Origin of the sequence: Tenacibaculum sp. MAR_2009_124, assembly GCF_900105455.1 — a bacterium.
Lineage (GTDB): Bacteria > Bacteroidota > Bacteroidia > Flavobacteriales > Flavobacteriaceae > Polaribacter.
On record NZ_FNSF01000008.1, the window covers coordinates 249,885 to 268,679 of the forward strand.

Annotated in this window: 15 protein-coding genes; 6 read left to right on the forward strand and 9 right to left on the reverse strand. The window is 30.9% G+C overall.

The features are described 5' to 3' along the window. Positions 1 to 73: 73 nt before the first annotated feature. On the forward strand, positions 74 to 1,123 hold the full coding sequence (gene queA, locus BLW23_RS21150; protein WP_093673692.1) for a tRNA preQ1(34) S-adenosylmethionine ribosyltransferase-isomerase QueA: 1,050 nt from the start codon (positions 74 to 76) through the stop codon (positions 1,121 to 1,123). A 97-nt stretch (positions 1,124 to 1,220) separates the two neighbouring features. Continuing rightward, a complete protein-coding gene (rlmN, locus tag BLW23_RS21155; RefSeq protein WP_093673694.1) occupies positions 1,221 to 2,258 on the forward strand; it encodes a dual-specificity RNA methyltransferase RlmN in 1,038 nt (345 codons plus the stop codon). 133 nt (positions 2,259 to 2,391) lie between these two features. On the opposite strand, the gene BLW23_RS21160 is transcribed toward rlmN, so the two are convergent. Then, positions 2,392 to 2,670, reverse strand: coding sequence for a hypothetical protein (locus BLW23_RS21160; RefSeq protein WP_093673696.1), 279 nt, complete (start codon positions 2,668 to 2,670; stop codon positions 2,392 to 2,394). 25 nt (positions 2,671 to 2,695) lie between these two features. Continuing rightward, complete coding sequence (locus BLW23_RS21165) at positions 2,696 to 3,208, reverse strand: hypothetical protein (protein WP_093673698.1); 513 nt, start codon at positions 3,206 to 3,208, stop codon at positions 2,696 to 2,698. 226 nt (positions 3,209 to 3,434) lie between these two features. Between BLW23_RS21165 and BLW23_RS21170 the strand changes: the two genes are divergently transcribed. After that, positions 3,435 to 4,412 (forward strand): polyprenyl synthetase family protein, encoded by a 978-nt coding sequence (locus BLW23_RS21170; protein ID WP_093673700.1) that lies wholly within the window; start codon positions 3,435 to 3,437, stop codon positions 4,410 to 4,412. A 42-nt stretch (positions 4,413 to 4,454) separates the two neighbouring features. Here BLW23_RS21170 and BLW23_RS21175 read toward each other — a convergent pair whose 3' ends face one another. The 6 genes from BLW23_RS21175 to BLW23_RS23085 form a co-directional block, all read right to left on the reverse strand. Beyond that, on the reverse strand, positions 4,455 to 4,736 hold the full coding sequence (locus tag BLW23_RS21175; protein WP_143032250.1) for a hypothetical protein: 282 nt from the start codon (positions 4,734 to 4,736) through the stop codon (positions 4,455 to 4,457). Between the two features lie 531 nt (positions 4,737 to 5,267). Then, positions 5,268 to 5,486: a hypothetical protein gene (locus BLW23_RS21185; protein ID WP_143032251.1), complete on the reverse strand. Its 219-nt coding sequence runs from the start codon at positions 5,484 to 5,486 to the stop codon at positions 5,268 to 5,270. A gap of 54 nt (positions 5,487 to 5,540) precedes the next feature. Next, positions 5,541 to 6,242, reverse strand: a complete 702-nt coding sequence (locus tag BLW23_RS21190) for a response regulator transcription factor (RefSeq protein ID WP_093673708.1) — start codon at positions 6,240 to 6,242, stop codon at positions 5,541 to 5,543. Positions 6,243 to 6,244: 2 nt separating this feature from the next. Continuing rightward, the gene (locus BLW23_RS21195) at positions 6,245 to 7,786 is read right to left on the reverse strand and encodes a tetratricopeptide repeat-containing sensor histidine kinase (protein WP_143032252.1); all 1,542 of its coding nucleotides are present in this window, start codon (positions 7,784 to 7,786) and stop codon (positions 6,245 to 6,247) included. Positions 7,787 to 7,916: 130 nt separating this feature from the next. Further along, positions 7,917 to 8,093 (reverse strand): hypothetical protein, encoded by a 177-nt coding sequence (locus BLW23_RS23430; RefSeq protein WP_176829906.1) that lies wholly within the window; start codon positions 8,091 to 8,093, stop codon positions 7,917 to 7,919. 40 nt (positions 8,094 to 8,133) lie between these two features. After that, the gene (locus tag BLW23_RS23085) at positions 8,134 to 8,319 is read right to left on the reverse strand and encodes a hypothetical protein (protein ID WP_143032253.1); all 186 of its coding nucleotides are present in this window, start codon (positions 8,317 to 8,319) and stop codon (positions 8,134 to 8,136) included. A gap of 368 nt (positions 8,320 to 8,687) precedes the next feature. Here BLW23_RS23085 and BLW23_RS21200 point away from each other — a divergent pair, with 368 nt between their 5' ends. Continuing rightward, positions 8,688 to 9,389 carry a hypothetical protein gene (locus tag BLW23_RS21200; protein ID WP_093673712.1) on the forward strand — a complete coding sequence of 234 codons (702 nt, stop codon included), beginning with the start codon at positions 8,688 to 8,690 and terminating at the stop codon, positions 9,387 to 9,389. Between the two features lie 4,612 nt (positions 9,390 to 14,001). Here BLW23_RS21200 and metK read toward each other — a convergent pair. Continuing rightward, positions 14,002 to 15,255: a methionine adenosyltransferase gene (metK, locus tag BLW23_RS21210; RefSeq protein ID WP_093673716.1), complete on the reverse strand. Its 1,254-nt coding sequence runs from the start codon at positions 15,253 to 15,255 to the stop codon at positions 14,002 to 14,004. A gap of 289 nt (positions 15,256 to 15,544) precedes the next feature. On the opposite strand from metK, the gene trxA reads away from it, so the two are divergent. Both trxA and BLW23_RS21220 read left to right on the forward strand, forming a co-directional pair. Next, a complete protein-coding gene (gene trxA, locus BLW23_RS21215; protein WP_093674387.1) occupies positions 15,545 to 15,862 on the forward strand; it encodes a thioredoxin in 318 nt (105 codons plus the stop codon). A 93-nt stretch (positions 15,863 to 15,955) separates the two neighbouring features. Further along, a complete protein-coding gene (locus BLW23_RS21220; RefSeq protein ID WP_093673718.1) occupies positions 15,956 to 18,505 on the forward strand; it encodes a M1 family metallopeptidase in 2,550 nt (849 codons plus the stop codon). The last annotated feature ends 290 nt before the right edge of the window (positions 18,506 to 18,795 follow it).

An 18,795-nucleotide genomic window follows, 5' to 3' on the forward strand; every position in this document is an offset into this window, starting at 1 on the left:
AATAAATAGAAAATCGCTTGACATCCCCTATGTTGATATTGTATATTTGCCCCTCGTTTAGAAATTTTTACAAATGAAATTATCAAATTTTGATTTTGAATTGCCGCAGGAATTGTTGGCAGAATACCCTTCAGAGCACAGAGACGAAGCGCGTTTAATGGTATTGAACCGCGAAAAACAAACAATTGAACATAAATTATTTAAAGATTTAATCAATTATTTTGATGAAGGTGATATAATGATGCTTAACAATACTAAAGTTTTCCCTGCCCGTATGTTCGGAAATAAGGAGAAAACTGGAGCTCGTATTGAAGTATTTTTATTACGTGAGTTAAATGCTGAAAATCGTTTATGGGATGTATTAGTAGACCCTGCTCGTAAAATCAGAATTGGAAATAAATTGTTTTTCGGTAACGACGATAGTTTAGTTGCGGAGGTTATTGATAATACTACCTCTCGTGGTAGAACTTTACGTTTCCTTTTTGACGGGTCATATGAAGAGTTTCGTCGTAAATTAATTGAATTAGGAGAAACTCCTTTACCAAAATATATAAAGCGTGGTGTAGAACCAGAAGATGAAGAGCGCTACCAAACAATTTTTGCAAAACACGAAGGAGCTGTAGCTGCGCCGACTGCTGGCTTACACTTCTCTAAACACTTAATGAAGCGTTTAGAAATTAAAGGTGTTGATTTTGCTGAAATGACATTACACGTAGGTTTAGGTACTTTTAACCCTGTAGAAGTGGAAGATTTATCGAAACACAAAATGGATTCTGAGCAAATTATCATTCCTGATGCAAGTGTAGATATTGTAAATAATGCTTTAAATACTAAACGTAAAATTTGTGCTGTTGGAACTACGGTAATGCGTACTGTTGAATCTTCAGTATCAGCCAGCAACAGGCTAAATCCTTATAATGGATGGACAAATAAATTTATTTTCCCTCCTTATGATTTCAGCATTGCTAACTGTATGGTTACAAACTTCCACACTCCAAAATCAACTTTATTAATGATGGTTTCTGCTTTTGCAGGACATGATTTTGTTATGGAAGCATACCAAGAAGCTATTAAAGAAAAGTACAAGTTTTACTCGTACGGTGATGCCATGTTAATTATATAACAAAAGCATCATTCAATATATGACCAACTGGTAATCATCTTCGATTACCAGTTTTTTATTATACCTTTGCCTCAATTGTTAATTTCAATACAATCACTTGAATAAAAAGAAAGACATACGCGCTTTAAGTAAGGATCAACTCAGAGAATTTTTCATTTCAAATAATGATAAAGCTTTTAGAGGAAATCAAGTTTATGAATGGTTATGGAGTAAAGCTGCGCATAGCTTTGATGATATGACTAATATTTCTAAAACTACTAGAAATATGTTAGACGAGAATTTCGTGATTAATCATATTGAGGTTGACACCATGCAACGTAGCAATGATGGTACTGTAAAAAATGCCATAAAACTTCATGATGGGTTAATCGTTGAATCTGTTTTAATTCCAACAAAAACGAGAACCACGGCTTGTGTATCAAGTCAGGTAGGATGTAGCTTAGACTGTAAGTTTTGCGCAACGGCTCGCTTAAAACGTATGCGTAATTTAAATCCAGATGAAATTTATGATCAAGTAGTCGCCATTGATCAACAAAGCCGACATTACTATAACCACAAATTATCAAATATTGTTTTTATGGGAATGGGAGAACCTTTAATGAATTACAACAACGTTCTTAAAGCCATTGATAAAATTACCTCTCCTGAAGGATTAGGAATGGCGGCTAGAAGAATAACCGTTTCGACCTCTGGAGTTCCTAAAATGATTAAGAAAATGGCCGATGACGAAGTTCGTTTTAATTTAGCCGTTTCTTTGCATTCTGCTATCGATGAAGTACGGACTTCTATAATGCCGTTTAACACTCGTTTTCCATTAAAAGATTTAAGAGAATCTTTAGAATATTGGTATGCCAAAACTAAAAGTTCGGTAACCTATGAATATGTTGTTTGGAATGGTATTAATGACAGAAAAGAAGATATCGACGCTTTAGTTGCTTTTTGCAAACACATTCCATGTAAAGTTAATTTAATTGAGTACAACCCTATTGATGATGGCGAGTTTCAACAAGCTCCTGAGCGAGCTTTAAACAATTATATTTCTAATCTTGAAATGAACGATATTGTTGTAAACGTTCGTAGATCTCGAGGAAAAGATATTGATGCTGCCTGCGGTCAATTGGCCAATAAGTCTTAAAAATTGATTCTCTATTTTTACTAAAAGATAATTTTAACCCTTATCTATTTTTTATTGAGAATGGCCATTTTTCTGAAAAATATTTCATAATTCCAACATCATAAGCGTACCAATAATGAAGTTCGTTATTACACTAAAAAACGGCAACCTTCTCCGATTTCTTAAACTCCTTCGCAAAGAAACCTAAATAGTTCAACTTAATAAGGCACGAATTATCTTCATTCTCAAAAATTCTCACAAAAGGGTAATATGTTGTAGCTCTATTGTTTCTAGAGGTTTTTACCGTAACAAACTCGTACTTTTCAAATTCTGAAATTATCTTTTTCTTTCCCAGTCTGTACTCATAAAACATCGTTTTCTTCTTAGCTAAAGAAAGTAAGACAATAATAAAAAACACAACGGATAACAGCATTACTATTATTTCTAATGAAGTAAAGTTATTTTCTCTTTAACAAAGCTCTCTGAGTAACCGTTACAGGATAACCATAAACAAAAGGTATTTCTTTCGTTCCTTTTCCTGTGGTAGTTTTATTTTTACTTTTTGTAAACAAAATTTCAAAGTCTACAGTATCGTCATTAAATGCCAAACGTGTAGTCAATAAATTTCCTTGTACCTCAAAAAAACTATATAGGGTATTCGATACAAACTTAAAAGGCAATACAACACCATTGTTCTCATCAACTTCAAAAAGACCTTTCTCTTTATCTTTTACCACCAAGGTATAGTTACGTTCTTGTCCGTTATAGACTAATTTATACTGATACTTCCCAGTGCTCTTTGTTTTCAATAAATGAAATTCCATGGGAATGTTTTGAGTTTTACCTGCAGAATGAATAACCAAATTTCCATCATAAACTCCTAAATAATCATCAGGAAAGTTAATTGAATCTTGCGCGGAAATAGTAAATACAGTAAGAAGAGCTATAAAAAAGCTTAAAATATATTTCATGGGGATAAGGGGTGTTTAAAGGACAAAAGTACAAGCTTATTTTATATTTTACCAGAAAAGATTGTAAATAACTAAAAAACAAAGCTTTTACTCACGAAAAACAAGCTAATGAAAAACACTTTTAGGTGTACTAAAAAGTAATAATTGATTGGTAAACAGAATTTCAATTATACTTGTCAACTCTTTACTTTAAATTTCTAATTTATTCTTATTTTTGTTGGTTAATATGAAGCCAGTAGAGCAAATAAAACTACCTATCACGAAGGAAATGGAACTCTTTGAAACCAAATTCAAAGATGCCATGTTATCTAAAGTCCCTTTACTTAACAGAATAACTTATTATATTGTTCGAAGAAAAGGAAAACAAATGCGACCAATGTTTGTTTTTTTAGTTGCGAAGATGGTTTCTGACGGAGGATTTGATGAACGTACGTATCGCGGGGCTTCCGTTGTTGAGTTAATTCATACTGCAACTCTTGTTCATGATGATGTTGTAGATGACAGTAACCGTCGAAGAGGTTTCTTTTCTATTAATGCACTTTGGAAAAATAAAATTGCCGTTTTAGTGGGTGATTTTTTACTTTCAAAAGGACTTCTTTTATCCATTGATAACGAAGATTTCGACATCTTAAAACTGATTTCCATCGCAGTTCGTGAGATGAGTGAAGGAGAATTGTTACAGATAGAAAAAGCTAGAAAACTCGATATTACCGAAGAAATATATTTTGAAATTATTCGTCAGAAAACAGCTACGTTAATAGCCGCTTGTTGTGGAATTGGCGCAGCTTCAGTTGGTGCCAATAATAAAACGGTACAACAAATGCGTAAATTTGGAGAATATATTGGTATTGCTTTTCAAATTAAAGATGACCTGTTTGATTATACTGATGCTAAAATTGGTAAACCTACTGGTATTGATATCAAAGAGCAAAAAATGACCCTTCCGTTAATTTACACTTTAAACAACGTTTCTAAAAAAGATAAAGATTGGTTGATTAACTCCGTAAAAAAACACAACCACAATAAAAAAAGAGTAAAAGAAGTTATTGCTTTTGTGAAGAAAAATGGTGGTTTAGAATATACCACTAATAAAATGCACGACTACAAAAACAAGGCGTTGGCTATTTTAAATAACTTCCCAAATTCCGAATACAAAGACTCTTTACTAAAAATGATCGATTACGTTGTTGAACGAAAAATATAATTTCATTCTCTAAACAACTACGCACAAAAATATAGAAGTATGTTAAACTTGTTTCTCCTTAAGCCAAGATCCTACGCTTCCTAATTTCTTTGCTTGGTAAAAATTCTGTTCTTTACAAATATAATTTTCTTCTGCAGAAGTATTTTCTACTTTAATAAATCTATAGAACATAAATTTAAATATCGACTCTCTAACATCTTCATACGTAATCTCTGAATTATTTGTAAAATCAATAACTTGTCTAACAAAATTATCTACTTTAATTACATCTTGTGTTTCCGATAACACTTTAAAAGCAACTTCTTCCATAATTAGTTTTTCCACACATCAAAACTACTCATGTCAGGCTAAATTTAAAAGGTGATTTATGCAGAAAAAAATGTAGTTTTCCGCAACATTAAAAACCTTTTAAACCGAATACTATTTATTCATGTTGGTAACATTTACCACTAGCATTTTTTGTTTTTCTTTTACACCTTCTTCTCGACTTAGTTTTTCCCGAACATTGAACCGAAAGCCTTCTTTTTAAATCAACACGCTGCGTACCAAAAGATTTGATTTTAAGTTTTTGACTTTCGGACTGCCTCACTTCTTTATGTAACTTTTTTACCGAAAGCGGTTTACATACTTTACAAGGTAAATACCCAAAGTAAACCGCTTTATCCAACTCTATTTCTTTTTTCGAATATTTTAAAAACCGACACTTATAGGTATGATATTTTTCTCCTGTTTTTGTCACATAAACTTTTTGACCATAACTACATGAAGAAAACAGTATGACAATTAAAAAAACACCCTCTTTTAAGTACTTTTGTGTATTTATAAAATTATAGATTTTCTGCAATAGACGACTACTTAACAATCACATTCTGACCTATCTACATAAGTCTTATTTTCATTACTATTATAGTAATAACATCCGCCTCTGGGTCCTGTATACAGTACATGTCCATTATGCTCACCACAAACCCATTCTTCAAGATTATCCTCAATTAGATTATCTTCTTTTGAGTCACATGAGGTACTGAATAGAAGCAAAACTACTATTACCAGTAAATTTCTTAGTCTTATCATCATTTTAAATTTAAAGATTGGTTAATACTTCAAATTTAAAACAGGAAAAACTCTTTACTTTAAGGGAACCCTTAAGCGAAGTATTTTTAAAATAAAGCCTGAATCTTTGGCAAGGGCTACTAGGTGTGCCGTATTATTAGCTCTAAAAATATCTTTTAATCGGATAATTCTTTTTTCAACTGAACTTAGACTACCTGGGCTAATTCCTTTTCGAACGAAATGTGCACTAATTTCTGGTTGAGATAACCCTTTCGATAAATGCTTCATTAAATTGATATCATATGGACTAATGTCATTATCGCTTGAATCCCTTCGGGCCCCTTCTACTTGAATAGATAAAAAAGGAGAAGAACTTTCACCTATACTCTTAATGGCTTTTTTTAAATCATGTAGTCCATTTCTTCCTTTACATACATAAGCTTTCACTCCATATTCATTTATAAGTCTCCTTACCATCTGCAAACGATCTTCACCTGAATACACCATTATTGGAATTTCTATATCCTTTTCTCTTAATACTTTTATTAAATCCTCTCCTGATTTGTATTCTTGTTTTCTATGATCTTCTTTAAAAGATAAATCTACAATAAGTAAGTCATAAGGATCATTATCCTGATTTGCCTTCATAACTTTTAAAAAAGCGTCGTCACAATACTGTACTTGATGAACAACTGAAATTCCTGTTTCTTGTAAAGTTGATAATACACCTTTGTTAATATCATCCATGTCTTCCGCTACCAATACTTTCTTATACATAATTATGATTTAATTTTACAAGTGAACCCCTTATTAGGTTCCGACTCAAAAGTAATAGTTCCTCCAACCGAATTTATGCGGTTTTCCGCATTGATTAAACCATTTTTCTTTATTAGATCACAACCAACCCCGTTATCTTTATATTTAATAAAAACCTTATTCCCTTTTTCTTCAAAAAATATAGTGACAAAACTAGCCTTGCTATACTTGGTCATGTTTGTTAAAAGTTCTTTTAAAACCCTGTAAAGCATATTCTTTTTATGAATACTTAAAATTTCCCAGTTAATTTTCTTCAAGCCATTGGTAATTAATCGTAGCTCGGAGTTTTCATAGCTACCAAATAAATCTCCAAGTATTTCAGGATAATCAATAGAATCATCAATCACAAAATTATTTCTTGAAATATCTCTCGCTTTATTATAAACAACATCTAAATCATCTAATATTTCGGCTTTCGAGCTTTTCTCAACCTGAAACTTGGTCATAATATGGTAAATATCATTTGCAATTACATCATGAACTGTTTTCGAGATACGCCCTTCCGTTTGAATAACGTTTTCCACTAATTTCTTCTTACTTTTTTCACGATATAAAAAGTACCCAATTATTGAAATTAGTATTACAAAAATGGTCAGGAGTTGAAAGAGCAAACTTTTTTCATTTGCCTTTTCAGCTTCTAATTCTTTCATTTCTGCTATTCGTTCTTGTGCTTTGGTATTGTATTTTAAATAAGCATTTTTGTTATCCTTTCTTTGATTAAATAACCTAACCTCTTCACTCAATCTCACATACTCTCTATTTAAGTCATCCCCTTCTAATAGAACTAGTTCTCCGAGCGTATTTATACGGTAATGCTTGTTTTTAGTTTTCTTCGCAATACTATCAGCCTTTTGAAGGTAACTTTTTGCTATTTCTATTTCATTGTTTTTATAGTAGTATTTACCAAGATTCAGATAACTAGGCAAAAGAGCATCAAACTTATCTAATTTCTTTCTCAATTCTAAAGCTTCATCCAATTCTTCTTTACCTGCTTTCAGGTTAATATTGAACTTGGCAAAACCGAGGTTGTCAAGAATAAGAGCTAAACTAACTGTATCATTAGACCTCTTGACTACTTCTAGTGCTTTCAGTAAAACTTCCTGAGATTTGATAAAATCCTTTTTATCCTTATATATTGTAGATATATTGTTGAGGATAGTAGCACTATCTCTAGAAGAAGCCGCGTATGCCAAGGCTTTATTATATAATATTAATCCTTTCTCCTTATTTCGCTGTTTTCTATAGAGAGACCCTAATTGATGAAATATAGACTTACGTAATGATTTTCTGTAGTCTGAACTTTCTATAACATCTAATAAAGACAACGCTTCAGTACAAAGTTCTTCACTCTCATAATAAGCTCCCCATTTGTATTCAATATTAGCCAAATAGCTAAGTGAATATATAATCGAAGTAGTATCTCTTTCTTCTTGTTTTAATTCATAATATCTCTTAAAATAAAGGTAAGAACTAATTAAATCTTGTTCAGATTTGGGCGTAGACACTTTATAAGTGTAAATAGTTAAACTATCCTGTTGAGCAATTATTCCAAGACTAAAAAAAACAAAAAAAAGAGGAATGATTTCTTTAAATTTATCATTCCTCTAAAATACAATTTTCGTCTACGAAGTTATATTAACTATCTCCTTTTTTTGGAGGTGGTGGAGGTATAATATCTTCTTCCTCCCCGCAACAACTTTTTTCGGTATTAATATCTTTTTCCACTGAGCCATTATTTTCAATTAACTCACTTTCAGTACATGATAATAACACAAACGAAATGGATAGCAATAACAACTTTAAACTTTTCATGATTTTTATTTTTATTTTTATTTAAACCAAAAATAACAAACTATTTCTTTTTTGGATCTTTTGGAGGTGGTGGAGGCAATAAATCTCCATCATCCCCACAACAATTTTTTTCTGATTCTACGTTTTCTAACTGATTTTGATATTCCTTTAATTCGTCATTATCTGTGCATGACAAAAACATTAAATTAAGGGAAACCGTACAAATAACTATAAATATTTTTTTCATTTTGTTTATTGTTAAAATTTGACATTAGTGTTGCTGATCGAATATTTCATCGAACTTTAATCGGTCGCGTTTAAACACGTTTTAAAAGGCCTTTTGAGAAGTGAATGAGTTAAGTGTAAAGTGACGATGCACTTCTCGGTTCATGTCGCTAAACACTCAACTCAATAGGTAGAACTCATGATTAAACTAGTATCTTAATCGATGTTGTTTATTCATCAACTCTGGTACAAATGAAAAAAGAATTCATAGGAATGGTGGGAATATAGAAGGAAAGAAAAGGGAAAGTTTCAGGAAGTCTTTTTTCCCAAAAAATCCCGAAATTTAGAGAGTTATAAAAACTGATTACTACACTCAAAAAACAAACTGTTATGCACAATGAAATCGTAGCGTTAGCTTTAAAGAAAATACAGGAAAACGAAGGGGCACATATAAAAACGAAGAAAGCAGCGGAATGCTTATCCTCACTTTTATTTGACGAATACGGAGTAACTTATGGTGAGCGAAGTTTAAGAAATGTATATAATGATCAAATTAAAATATCTAAACCTGAAGTTTTAAATGCGCTTTGCAATTTTTTAGATTTTGAAAATTATGAAGACTTTCTAAAAAAGCACGATAAAGAAGAAGACCAAAAAGAGACTAACATTGAAGGAAAAGAATCTAAAAAGAAAATCAAACACGTTAAAGTAAAACCAATTAACAAAAAACGATTAGTTATAACCGCTCTTCTATATATTACAACAATAATAGGTTTTTCAGTCTTTTCTGTAAATGAGCAACGTTGGATGGCGTGGAAAATTGATCATTATGAGGAGGTAAATTTTAATTTAAAAAAATACAAACTTGAGCACTTAGAAATGTACGACGCGATAAAAATTGAGAATTTTAAAAAAATTGAAGCTATTTGTGATGATATTTATTTTAATGAAGAAAACGAACCAAAAATTTGGTATCGTAAAGTTTCAAAGAATAAAATAGAATTATTTACAGCTCCAGGATTGCATCCCGTGAATGGAAAAACATTGAAACCCATAAGTACCTATATGATTGATAAATATATTTGCAAGTAATTTAAGAACGGTTTTGTTGTTAAGACCTAACTCCTCTGTATTTAATTAACCAAAATCTAAAGCAAAAAAAAGAACTCCAACTTGGAGCTCTTTTTTTTATATCAACCGGGGGGATTTTGATATTTTTCGGGGTACTATCTTTCTAACATTCAAGTCAAAAATAAGATGTATTTGCTCTTATTTTTAATTTTTTAGCTCTCCTGACTCCTTTCCTTGTCAAGCCCCTATCATCTATCGATGAATGGTTCTATAAGATTATTTCTTATACAATTGAATCAAAATGTTATTTCAAAAGGTGGAAGTTCATACTAAATGGAATTACCAATCACGGAATTTAAATCCCCAGCTGGCTATATTATACTACCAAACGACTTTAAACGAACTCATTACATACAAGCACATAAGCCATTTAGCTACAAATACCTCAAAAATTCCGATTATACAACCTACAAATCAAGCCTAATTTCATTGTAAAATTTAGATGAATATTTATGACTATAAAAATAAAATTATTGAAAAACACCTATCAATTATTTCGAAAAAAAAAGAGCTCCAACTTGGAGCTCTTTTTTTATATCAACCGGGGGGATTTTGATATTTTTCGGGGTACTATCTTTCTAACATTCAAGTCAAAAATAAGATGCATTTGCAATTATTTTTAATTTTTTAGTTCTCTTGACTCCTTTCCTTGGCAAGCCCCTATCATCTATCGATGAATGGTTCTATAAGATTATTTCTTATACAATTGAATCAAAACGTTATTTCAAAAGGTGGAAGTTCATACTAAATGGAATTACCAATCACGGAATTTAAATCCCCAGCTGGCTATATTATACTACCAAACGACTTTAAACGAACTCATTACATATAAGCACATAAGCCATTTAGCTACAAATACCTCAAAAATTCCGATTATACAACCTACAAATCAAGCCTAATTTCATTGTAAAATTTAGATGAATATTTATGACTATAAAAATAAAATTATTGAAAAACACCTATCAATTATTTCGAAAAAAAAGAGCTCCAACTTGGAGCTCTTTTTTTATATCAACCGGGGGGATTATGATATTTTTCGGGGTACTATCTTTCTAACATTCAAGTCAAAAATAAGATGCATTTGCTCTTATTTTCAACTTTTTAGTTCTCTTGACTCCTTTCCTTGGCAAATCCTAATCATCTATCGATGAATGGTTCTATAAGATTATTTCTTATACAATTGAATCAAAAAATTCTTACCATTAATTGCCAAAACGTTATTCGAAAAGGTAAAAATTAGTAATAAACAGCTATAACTAAACTCTTCGAATAAGAATTTAAAAGGTATCTAGTTATAATTTTTCCTGCAACCTTTGTTAGAACAATCTGTATATCAACCCAACATCTAATGCCACCATCATAAAATTCAGGTGACTAACTATACTTAAAAAAATAAATTATTAAAAAATACAAATCAATTATTTTGCAAAAAAAAAGAGTTCGAAATCGAACTCTTTTTTCTAAAACGGGGTATTTTTTTGGGGTATTACTATCTAAAGACTCAATAAAATTACATTATGATTGCTGTATGTTTTTTCTTTTTTGTTGAGTACAGTCATTTTTCATGACAAAACCCATTCGTCTATCGATTAACGGGAAATAATCTCGTGACTAAACAGATAAAAACTATAAAACGTAAACATTCTCATTTATAAATCCCAAAATATATTATTTCACTTGAACATTCATGAATAATAACAAACTTTATTACCTGTAAAAAAGACACTTAATTGGCTAATATTACCATTCAACTACAGTTAATAGTAGCCCAACTATTCTTGGATTTAAATGTTTAAAATCGTCATTATCTTTGAAATGTAGTTAATAGTTAGTTTTCAGGAAAGAAGTAGCAATTTAGGTGGATGTTACTTCTTTTTTCTTTTTTATAATCATTAAAAAAAACACTTCACACATCAAAACAACCCATTTATACATAAATAAAACCAACACACAACAAAAAACTACCCTTCACCTTTTAAAAATATTCGTTAGTCTTTCAAACTTTCCCTTTATCTTTTTATTCCAATATAAACTTAAGTTCCGACGTATCTTCGTAGTATCATTTAAGGTTAAAAAAATAAAGAAGTAAAGGATCGGGGGGGTTTTACTTCTTTATTTTTTAAGTAAAACAAGTACTTGACTTTTTTAAAAAATGTCACTCAATAATAGAAATATACCCCCACTAATACTTCAAACTAAAAGCTAACTTATTTGTTCCACTATATATAGATATTAAGTTAAGGGTTTTCATTATTCTTTAATTTTTAATTTACCATCTGAGCTATAGCACCACCTGATTCCAAATTCAATAATCAATTCCGATTTAATTTTTCTGACCAAACCATGAATCATTAAGTCTAAGAAATTCTTTACCTAATTTACGAAAACCTCTACCTTTAAATTTTCGACTTAAACAACTAAGAGGGTTTCGAATACCACATGACATATTCAAGAAATCAATATCAATTATTCAGCATCACATACTGACTTTATTGAATGAGTTCATAATATATATATGAATACCGAAATGATATTAACTCTTCCATTACAACGATAGTCAATGTATCTCAAGAAATACACCCATATCACAGAAACAGAAATATCAATTAACTACATTAAACCGTTCATTTCTTTAAACGAGGTCACGCTAAGTGTTGGTCTTAATAGCAGATTGTATTTTAACAATGTCTCTGAAAAACGTTTTGGAGTTAAACAGGGGTAATTAGCTAAAAAGAGATACATAACAATAAACAAACCATTTATACACAAAAACAAACAGAACACACACAAAAACCCCATTAAACGATAAAACGAGTCAAATAAACTTTCAACAAGAGTCAATCATCTTTTTTCTACAAATTAAACTCTAAATCTAAGGTATCTTTGAAATGTCATTTAAGGTTAAATAATAATGAAAGAAGTAAAAAACGGGGGTTATTTTACTTCTTTCTTTTTTACACAAAAACAACCAATACATAAAAACAAACCACTCACAACAAAAAAAACAACAACACACACATTCAAAATACCATTGAGCTTTGAAATAATTCATTTAAACCTCAAAAGCAAGTCAATTAACTTTTTTCAACGAATTAAACTCTAAATACATTCTATCTTTGAAGTATCATTTTAAGGTTAAGAAATTAAAAAAAGAAGTAAATATCCGAGGGGATTTTTCTTCTTTTTTTGTTTTACGCTATTCTCAAATTATAGACGATCCTTCTTCCTATAGTTTAAATTCTCAAATCTTTAAATTACCCTTAAACAACAATACATACGTAAAAACAGACTATATATAACAAAAAAACAACAAAACACACACAAACAACCCTTAAAATAATTCCTTTAAACCTTGAAAGCAAGTCAATCATCTTTTTTCACAAAACCAAACTCTAAACACATTGTATATTTGAAGTGTCATTTAAGGTTAATAGATAAAAAAAAGAAATAAACATCCGGGGGGATTTTATTTCTTTTTTTATTTTATACTATCCTTTAATTAAAACGCCCTTTCTGCATATCGTCTTCAACTACTCAAAACTTCATCGCTATAATTAAAAACACCTAAAAACAACAAAAAAAGCAATACACACATAAAAAAAGCCCTTTTATACATAAATACAACCATTAACCATTCAAACACTCCCTTTAAACCTTAAAAGCAGGCTAATCATCTTTTTTCACAAAATCAACCCCTAAATACATTGTATCTTCGAAGTGTCATTTAAGGTTAAAAGATTAAAAAAAGAAGTAAATATCCGGGGGGATTTTACTTCTTTTTTTATTTTACCTTATTTTCTAGTTGAAGTTATGTTTACACTTAAATGTTTAGCAAATCATTCTTAAAAAGAAATTCACCAAACAATCTTCGATCTCAACAACAAAACAATATACAGTTAATTTAAAACCACACACACATAAAAACAAACAATTTATACAAAAAACAACTGTTCACCACAACCTACTAGCAGCTTATCGCGCCAAAACTACCACTGATCTAATTATTCTCTTGCAACCAACGTTAATAATCTATCTTTGATACAAGATTTAAGGTTAAAAGAATTAAGAAAAAAGTGACAGTCTGGGGGGATTTTACTTTTTTCTTTTCTTTTTTTAATAAGACCTTCCTTACTTCCCGAAAAGTACAAGATAAATTCATTTTCGTAATTGTTTTCAATTTATGTTTTTACACTGTTTAATATCCTTCTTTTCTACTTACTTCTATTTATCTAAAAACTACAAAATACCTCAAGAGAAAACAAGTTCTCCTTTATTCCTTTTTTGTTTAAAAAAAAGTGTAAAAATCTCAATTACCAATTAACAACAAGACTCTTCTAAATATTACTTTTAACTATCGTTAAACCGTTCTCGCTAAAATTCCCTCTAACCGACTACTGAAAAAGGCTACTAAACTAATTCCTTAATAAAAAATTGAAATCCCCTAGTACCTTTAACATATAGTTTGGTTAATTTTTAAAAAAGAAGTGTTCATCAGGGGGATACTTCTTTTTTATGTGCACAAAAAAAACCTCAGTAAAAAACTGAGGTCTGAATATTTTTTTTAAAAAAGATCTTATAAATTAAATGCTTCTTTTACTTTATCCACATAGTCAAGTTTCTCCCATGTAAACAATTCAACATCCAATGTTTTACTCTCTCCATTAGGCTGAGTAAATGTTTTCTTAACAACTTCATTCACACGTCCCATATGACCATAGGCTGCTGTTTCGCTATACATAGGTGACCTTAAATTTAAACGTGTTTCAATCGCATATGGACGCATATCAAAAAGTTCACACACTTTCTCAGCTATTTCACCATCGGTTAAGTTAACTTTTGAAGTTCCATAGGTATCTACAAAAACACCCATTGGTTCAACAACACCTATCGCGTAAGATACTTGAACTAACACCTCATCTGCAACACCAGCTGCGACTAAATTTTTTGCAACATGACGTGTAGCATAAGCGGCAGATCTATCTACTTTACTCGGGTCTTTTCCTGAAAAAGCTCCTCCACCATGCGCTCCTTTTCCTCCGTAGGTATCAACGATAATCTTTCTTCCTGTCAATCCAGTATCCCCGTGCGGTCCTCCAATAACGAATTTTCCTGTTGGATTTATGTGATACTTAATATCATCATTAAACAAGGTTTGGATTTCTGGAGTTAACTGTGCTTTTACTCTTGGAATTAAAATTTCGACGATGTCTTTTCTAATTTTCGCCAACATTGCGTCATCCTCATCGAAATCATCATGTTGAGTTGAAACCACAATGGCTTCAATTCTTTGAGGAACATTATCATCAGAATATTCGATAGTAACCTGACTTTTTGCATCGGGACGTAAATAAGCTATATCCTTATTTTCTCTTCTTATGGCCGCTAATTCTTTTAATATTAAGTGCGACAATGCTAAAGCCAAAGGCATATATGTTTCAGTTTCATTCGTTGCATAACCGAACATCATTCCCTGGTCTCCTGCTCCTTGCTCTTCTTTACTAGCTCTATCGACACCTCTATTAATATCATCAGATTGTTCATGAATTGCTGAAAGTACTCCACACGAGTTACCATCAAACATATATTCTCCTTTCGTATATCCAATTTTATTAATAACGTCTCTTGCTATTTTTTGTACATCTAAATAAGTATTAGACTTAACTTCTCCCGCTAATACCACTTGACCAGTAGTAACTAGAGTTTCACAAGCAACTTTAGAATCCGCATCAAAAGCTAAAAAATTATCTATTAACGCATCAGAAATCTGATCTGCAACCTTATCAGGATGCCCTTCCGAAACACTTTCTGAGGTAAAAAAATATGACATATTTTACTTTTTTATAAATTTTTATTCGAAGAAAGTTTACGATTGCTGCACAAAGAAGTAGGCTTACTGCTTTAGCATTTTTTTATGAGGTTGCAATCAGACAAATTTCTCCTCTCATTATGAGGGAACAAAAATAGAAATAATTTAGGTATTAAAAAATAAACTTATCATAAAAACTATTGATAAGTTGATAATAAAAAGTAATTTTTGTACAATTGTTTTGGAAAAATATTTGTTTACTTTTGTAACTGTAAACAAGATAATAACCTCAAATATAAATATAAATACGATGGCATTAGAAATTACAGACGCTTCTTTTGAAGAAGTTGTATTAAAATCAGACAAACCTGTATTAGTTGACTTTTGGGCCGCTTGGTGTGGACCTTGTAGAATGGTAGCTCCAATCGTTGATGAGATTAGCTCAGAATACGATGGTAAAGCCGTTGTTGGTAAAGTAGATGTTGACAACAATCAAGAATTTGCTGCTAAATATGGTGTGCGTAACATTCCTACAGTTTTAATATTTAAAAACGGTGAGGTTGTTGATAAGCAAGTTGGCGCAGCTCCTAAAAAAGCATATACTGATAAAATTGACGCTCAGTTATAAGAGACAATTCTCTTATAAATAAATAACAAAGGTTTGGCATTTGCCAAACCTTTGTTATTTTTAGCAAGCAAACAAACTACATTCAAAACATTTATGCGCAATTATTTACTAGTTTTCTGTTTTTATATTTTTGTCATTTCTTGTAAAAAAGAACCTGAGGTTCCAAAGCTATTCATAACAAAAGGAATTTCTTCAACACTCGCCAATTATCGCAAACAACAAATTAATGATGTCATCTACGACCTTCATTTCTCAATTCCTAATGAAAAAAGCAAATCAATCCCCTCAAAACTAAAAGTTGGCTTTATATTGAATGACCTCACCAATGACTTAGTTTTAGATTTTAACGAAAAAACTGAGCACATTCAAAAAATAGTAGTAAACGATAAGGAAACACCAGTTACTCATAAAAACGAGCACATTGTTATTGATAAAACAAGATTAAAACCAGGTGTAAATTCTGTTTCCATTGATTTTTTAGCTGGAGAGCTTTCATTGAACAGAAATAAAGAATATCTCTACACCTTATTAGTTCCTGACAGAGCTAGTACACTTTTTCCTTGTTTTGATCAACCTAATATAAAAGCCTATTACAACGTAACTGTTTCTGCTCCGAAAGATTGGAAAGTATTATCTGGGGGTCATATAAAATCAAAAATTAATAAAGGTGATTTCATTGAACATGTATTCGAAAAAACGGATAAAATGAGTACTTATTTGTTCTCTTTTGTTGCTGGGAAATTTCAAGAAGCAATTGATAAAAGGGGTTCTTTCAATATGAAGCTATTGTACAGAGAAACAAATAAAGAAAAAATTAAGGAGAGTTTAGATCCTATTTTTCAAACTCACCAAAGCTCATTGACATTTTTAGAAAACTACACGAACTATAAATTCCCTTTTCAAAAAATGGATTTCGTCACCTTACCTCCTTTTCAATATGGAGGAATGGAACATACAGGAGCTATTCAATACAGAGAAAACCTTTTGTTCTTAGATAAAGATGCTACAATAACCAGACAATTACGAAGAGCAAAATTAATTGCGCATGAAACTTCGCATATGTGGTTCGGAAATCTCGTTACCATGAAATGGTTTGATGATGTGTGGCTTAAGGAGGTTTTTGCGAATTTCATGGCTGATAAAATTATGAACCCTGTATTTCCCGAAATAAATCATGATTTAAACTTCATGATGTCCCATTATCCGAGTGCATATTCTGAAGATCGAACCAAGGGAACCAATCCAATTAAACAACATTTAGGAAATTTAAAAAACGCTGGAGCACTATATGGTCGTATTATCTACAATAAAGCGCCTATTATGATGCGTCAATTGGAACTTCTTTTAGGGGACGTAAAATTTCAAAAAGGAATTCAACAGTACATTTCTAAATTCGCCAACGATAATGCGGACTGGACTGATTTAGTAAACATTTTTGACTCATTATCCGAAAAAGATATAAAAGAATGGAGCCAGGTTTGGGTAAATACTTCGGGGAGACCTATAATTTCAGACGAGGTTACTTATGAAGGTAATAAAATAAAAAAATTTATTATTAAGCAGCAAGCCGAAGATGGTAGTCATAAAATATGGAGTCAATTATTTAGCATTGGATTGGTGTATGACAATGAAATAAAAACCTTGAATATCGATTTAAATAAAAAATCAATTCTTGTTAAGGAGGCGGAAGGGCTTCCAAGGCCCAAAAAAATTATTTATAATTACAACGGAATTGGATATGGTGTTTTTCCTTCTAATTCTTTAGACATAATATCCTTAAAAGATGACGTAGCAAGAGGGCATACCTATATAAACTTGTATGAAAATATGTTATCAGGAGTTGTATCGGTGACTGATGCATTAAATACATATATTGCTGGTTTAAAAAATGAAAACAATGAGCTAATTTTAAATTATATCTGCGGAAGAATTAATGCAATTTATTGGACTTTCCTATCAGAGCAATCAAGAAATAATTATAAAGATCTTTCAAATTTAATTCTTCAAGAGTTGAGTAAGGACAACCCTGCGAATATTCAAAAAACATTATTTAATCTACTAAAAAACGTTTCTCATCACAAAAATGGATCTCAGTTACTTTACCATATTTGGATTCAAAAAACACAGATTAAGAATCTTACACTCAATGAGAGCGACCTCAACAATTTAGCTATGAAATTAGCTATCTATGAACATCCTGAATCTCAGAACATTCTTGAAGAGCAATTAAGTGCTATTACTAATAAAGATAAAAAAGAACGCTTCTCTTGGTTACTCCCTTCACTATCTGCAAATGAAAAAACAAGAGATGACTTCATGCTTTCATTAAAAGATGCTAAAAACAGAGAAAAAGAATCGTGGGTAGAAGCAGCATTAAGTAACCTTCATCATCCTTTACGCCATGAAGCATCAACAAAACATGTTTCTCTAATATTAGATCTCTTGGTGGAAGTGCAGTTAACTGGTGATATCTTTTTCCCAAAAAGATGGTTAGCCAACTCGTTAGGTAACTATTCGTCTAAGGAGGCCTATGAAGAAGTACAAAATTTCATAAAGATAAATGAGTATTATAACCCTATTTTATTAAAAAAATTACTTCTAGTCGTTGATAATTTAGAAAGAGCTCAAACTATAAAACAGTAATCAGAAATTTCGTACGATAACCTTATAAGACTCAGGGAAAGCCCTGAGTCTTTTTTTAGTAAAATCGGGTATTTTATTTACACGAAGGTTTCAATAACTTTGAATTGCAGACATAGATCAACACCTTGTTAAAATGGTGTTTTAGGCTCTGTAAATTTTATTATTTTTTAATGAGTTTTATCTTAATTTCAAAATCTTCATTTAGCTTATTCCCGTAGGAATGTAAAGTGAAGTAATTTTTTTTCATTCGAATAAAAGGTTTAGCACTTGCTAAACCTTTTTTCTTATAA

What these genes read in the sequence shown, in the direction of transcription:
- BLW23_RS21165 (WP_093673698.1), bottom strand. Translation starts at nt 3,208, where the DNA reads ATGAAATATATTTTAAGCTTTTTTATAGCTCTTCTTACTGTATTTACT.
- metK (WP_093673716.1), bottom strand. Translation starts at nt 15,255, where the DNA reads ATGTCATATTTTTTTACCTCAGAAAGTGTTTCGGAAGGGCATCCTGAT.
- BLW23_RS23085 (WP_143032253.1), bottom strand. Translation starts at nt 8,319, where the DNA reads ATGAAAAAAATATTTATAGTTATTTGTACGGTTTCCCTTAATTTAATG.
- BLW23_RS21190 (WP_093673708.1), bottom strand. Translation starts at nt 6,242, where the DNA reads ATGTATAAGAAAGTATTGGTAGCGGAAGACATGGATGATATTAACAAA.
- BLW23_RS21220 (WP_093673718.1), top strand. Translation starts at nt 15,956, where the DNA reads ATGCGCAATTATTTACTAGTTTTCTGTTTTTATATTTTTGTCATTTCT.
- trxA (WP_093674387.1), top strand. Translation starts at nt 15,545, where the DNA reads ATGGCATTAGAAATTACAGACGCTTCTTTTGAAGAAGTTGTATTAAAA.
- BLW23_RS21160 (WP_093673696.1), bottom strand. Translation starts at nt 2,670, where the DNA reads ATGCTGTTATCCGTTGTGTTTTTTATTATTGTCTTACTTTCTTTAGCT.
- BLW23_RS21185 (WP_143032251.1), bottom strand. Translation starts at nt 5,486, where the DNA reads ATGATAAGACTAAGAAATTTACTGGTAATAGTAGTTTTGCTTCTATTC.
- BLW23_RS21170 (WP_093673700.1), top strand. Translation starts at nt 3,435, where the DNA reads ATGAAGCCAGTAGAGCAAATAAAACTACCTATCACGAAGGAAATGGAA.
- BLW23_RS23430 (WP_176829906.1), bottom strand. Translation starts at nt 8,093, where the DNA reads ATGAAAAGTTTAAAGTTGTTATTGCTATCCATTTCGTTTGTGTTATTA.
- queA (WP_093673692.1), top strand. Translation starts at nt 74, where the DNA reads ATGAAATTATCAAATTTTGATTTTGAATTGCCGCAGGAATTGTTGGCA.
- BLW23_RS21200 (WP_093673712.1), top strand. Translation starts at nt 8,688, where the DNA reads ATGCACAATGAAATCGTAGCGTTAGCTTTAAAGAAAATACAGGAAAAC.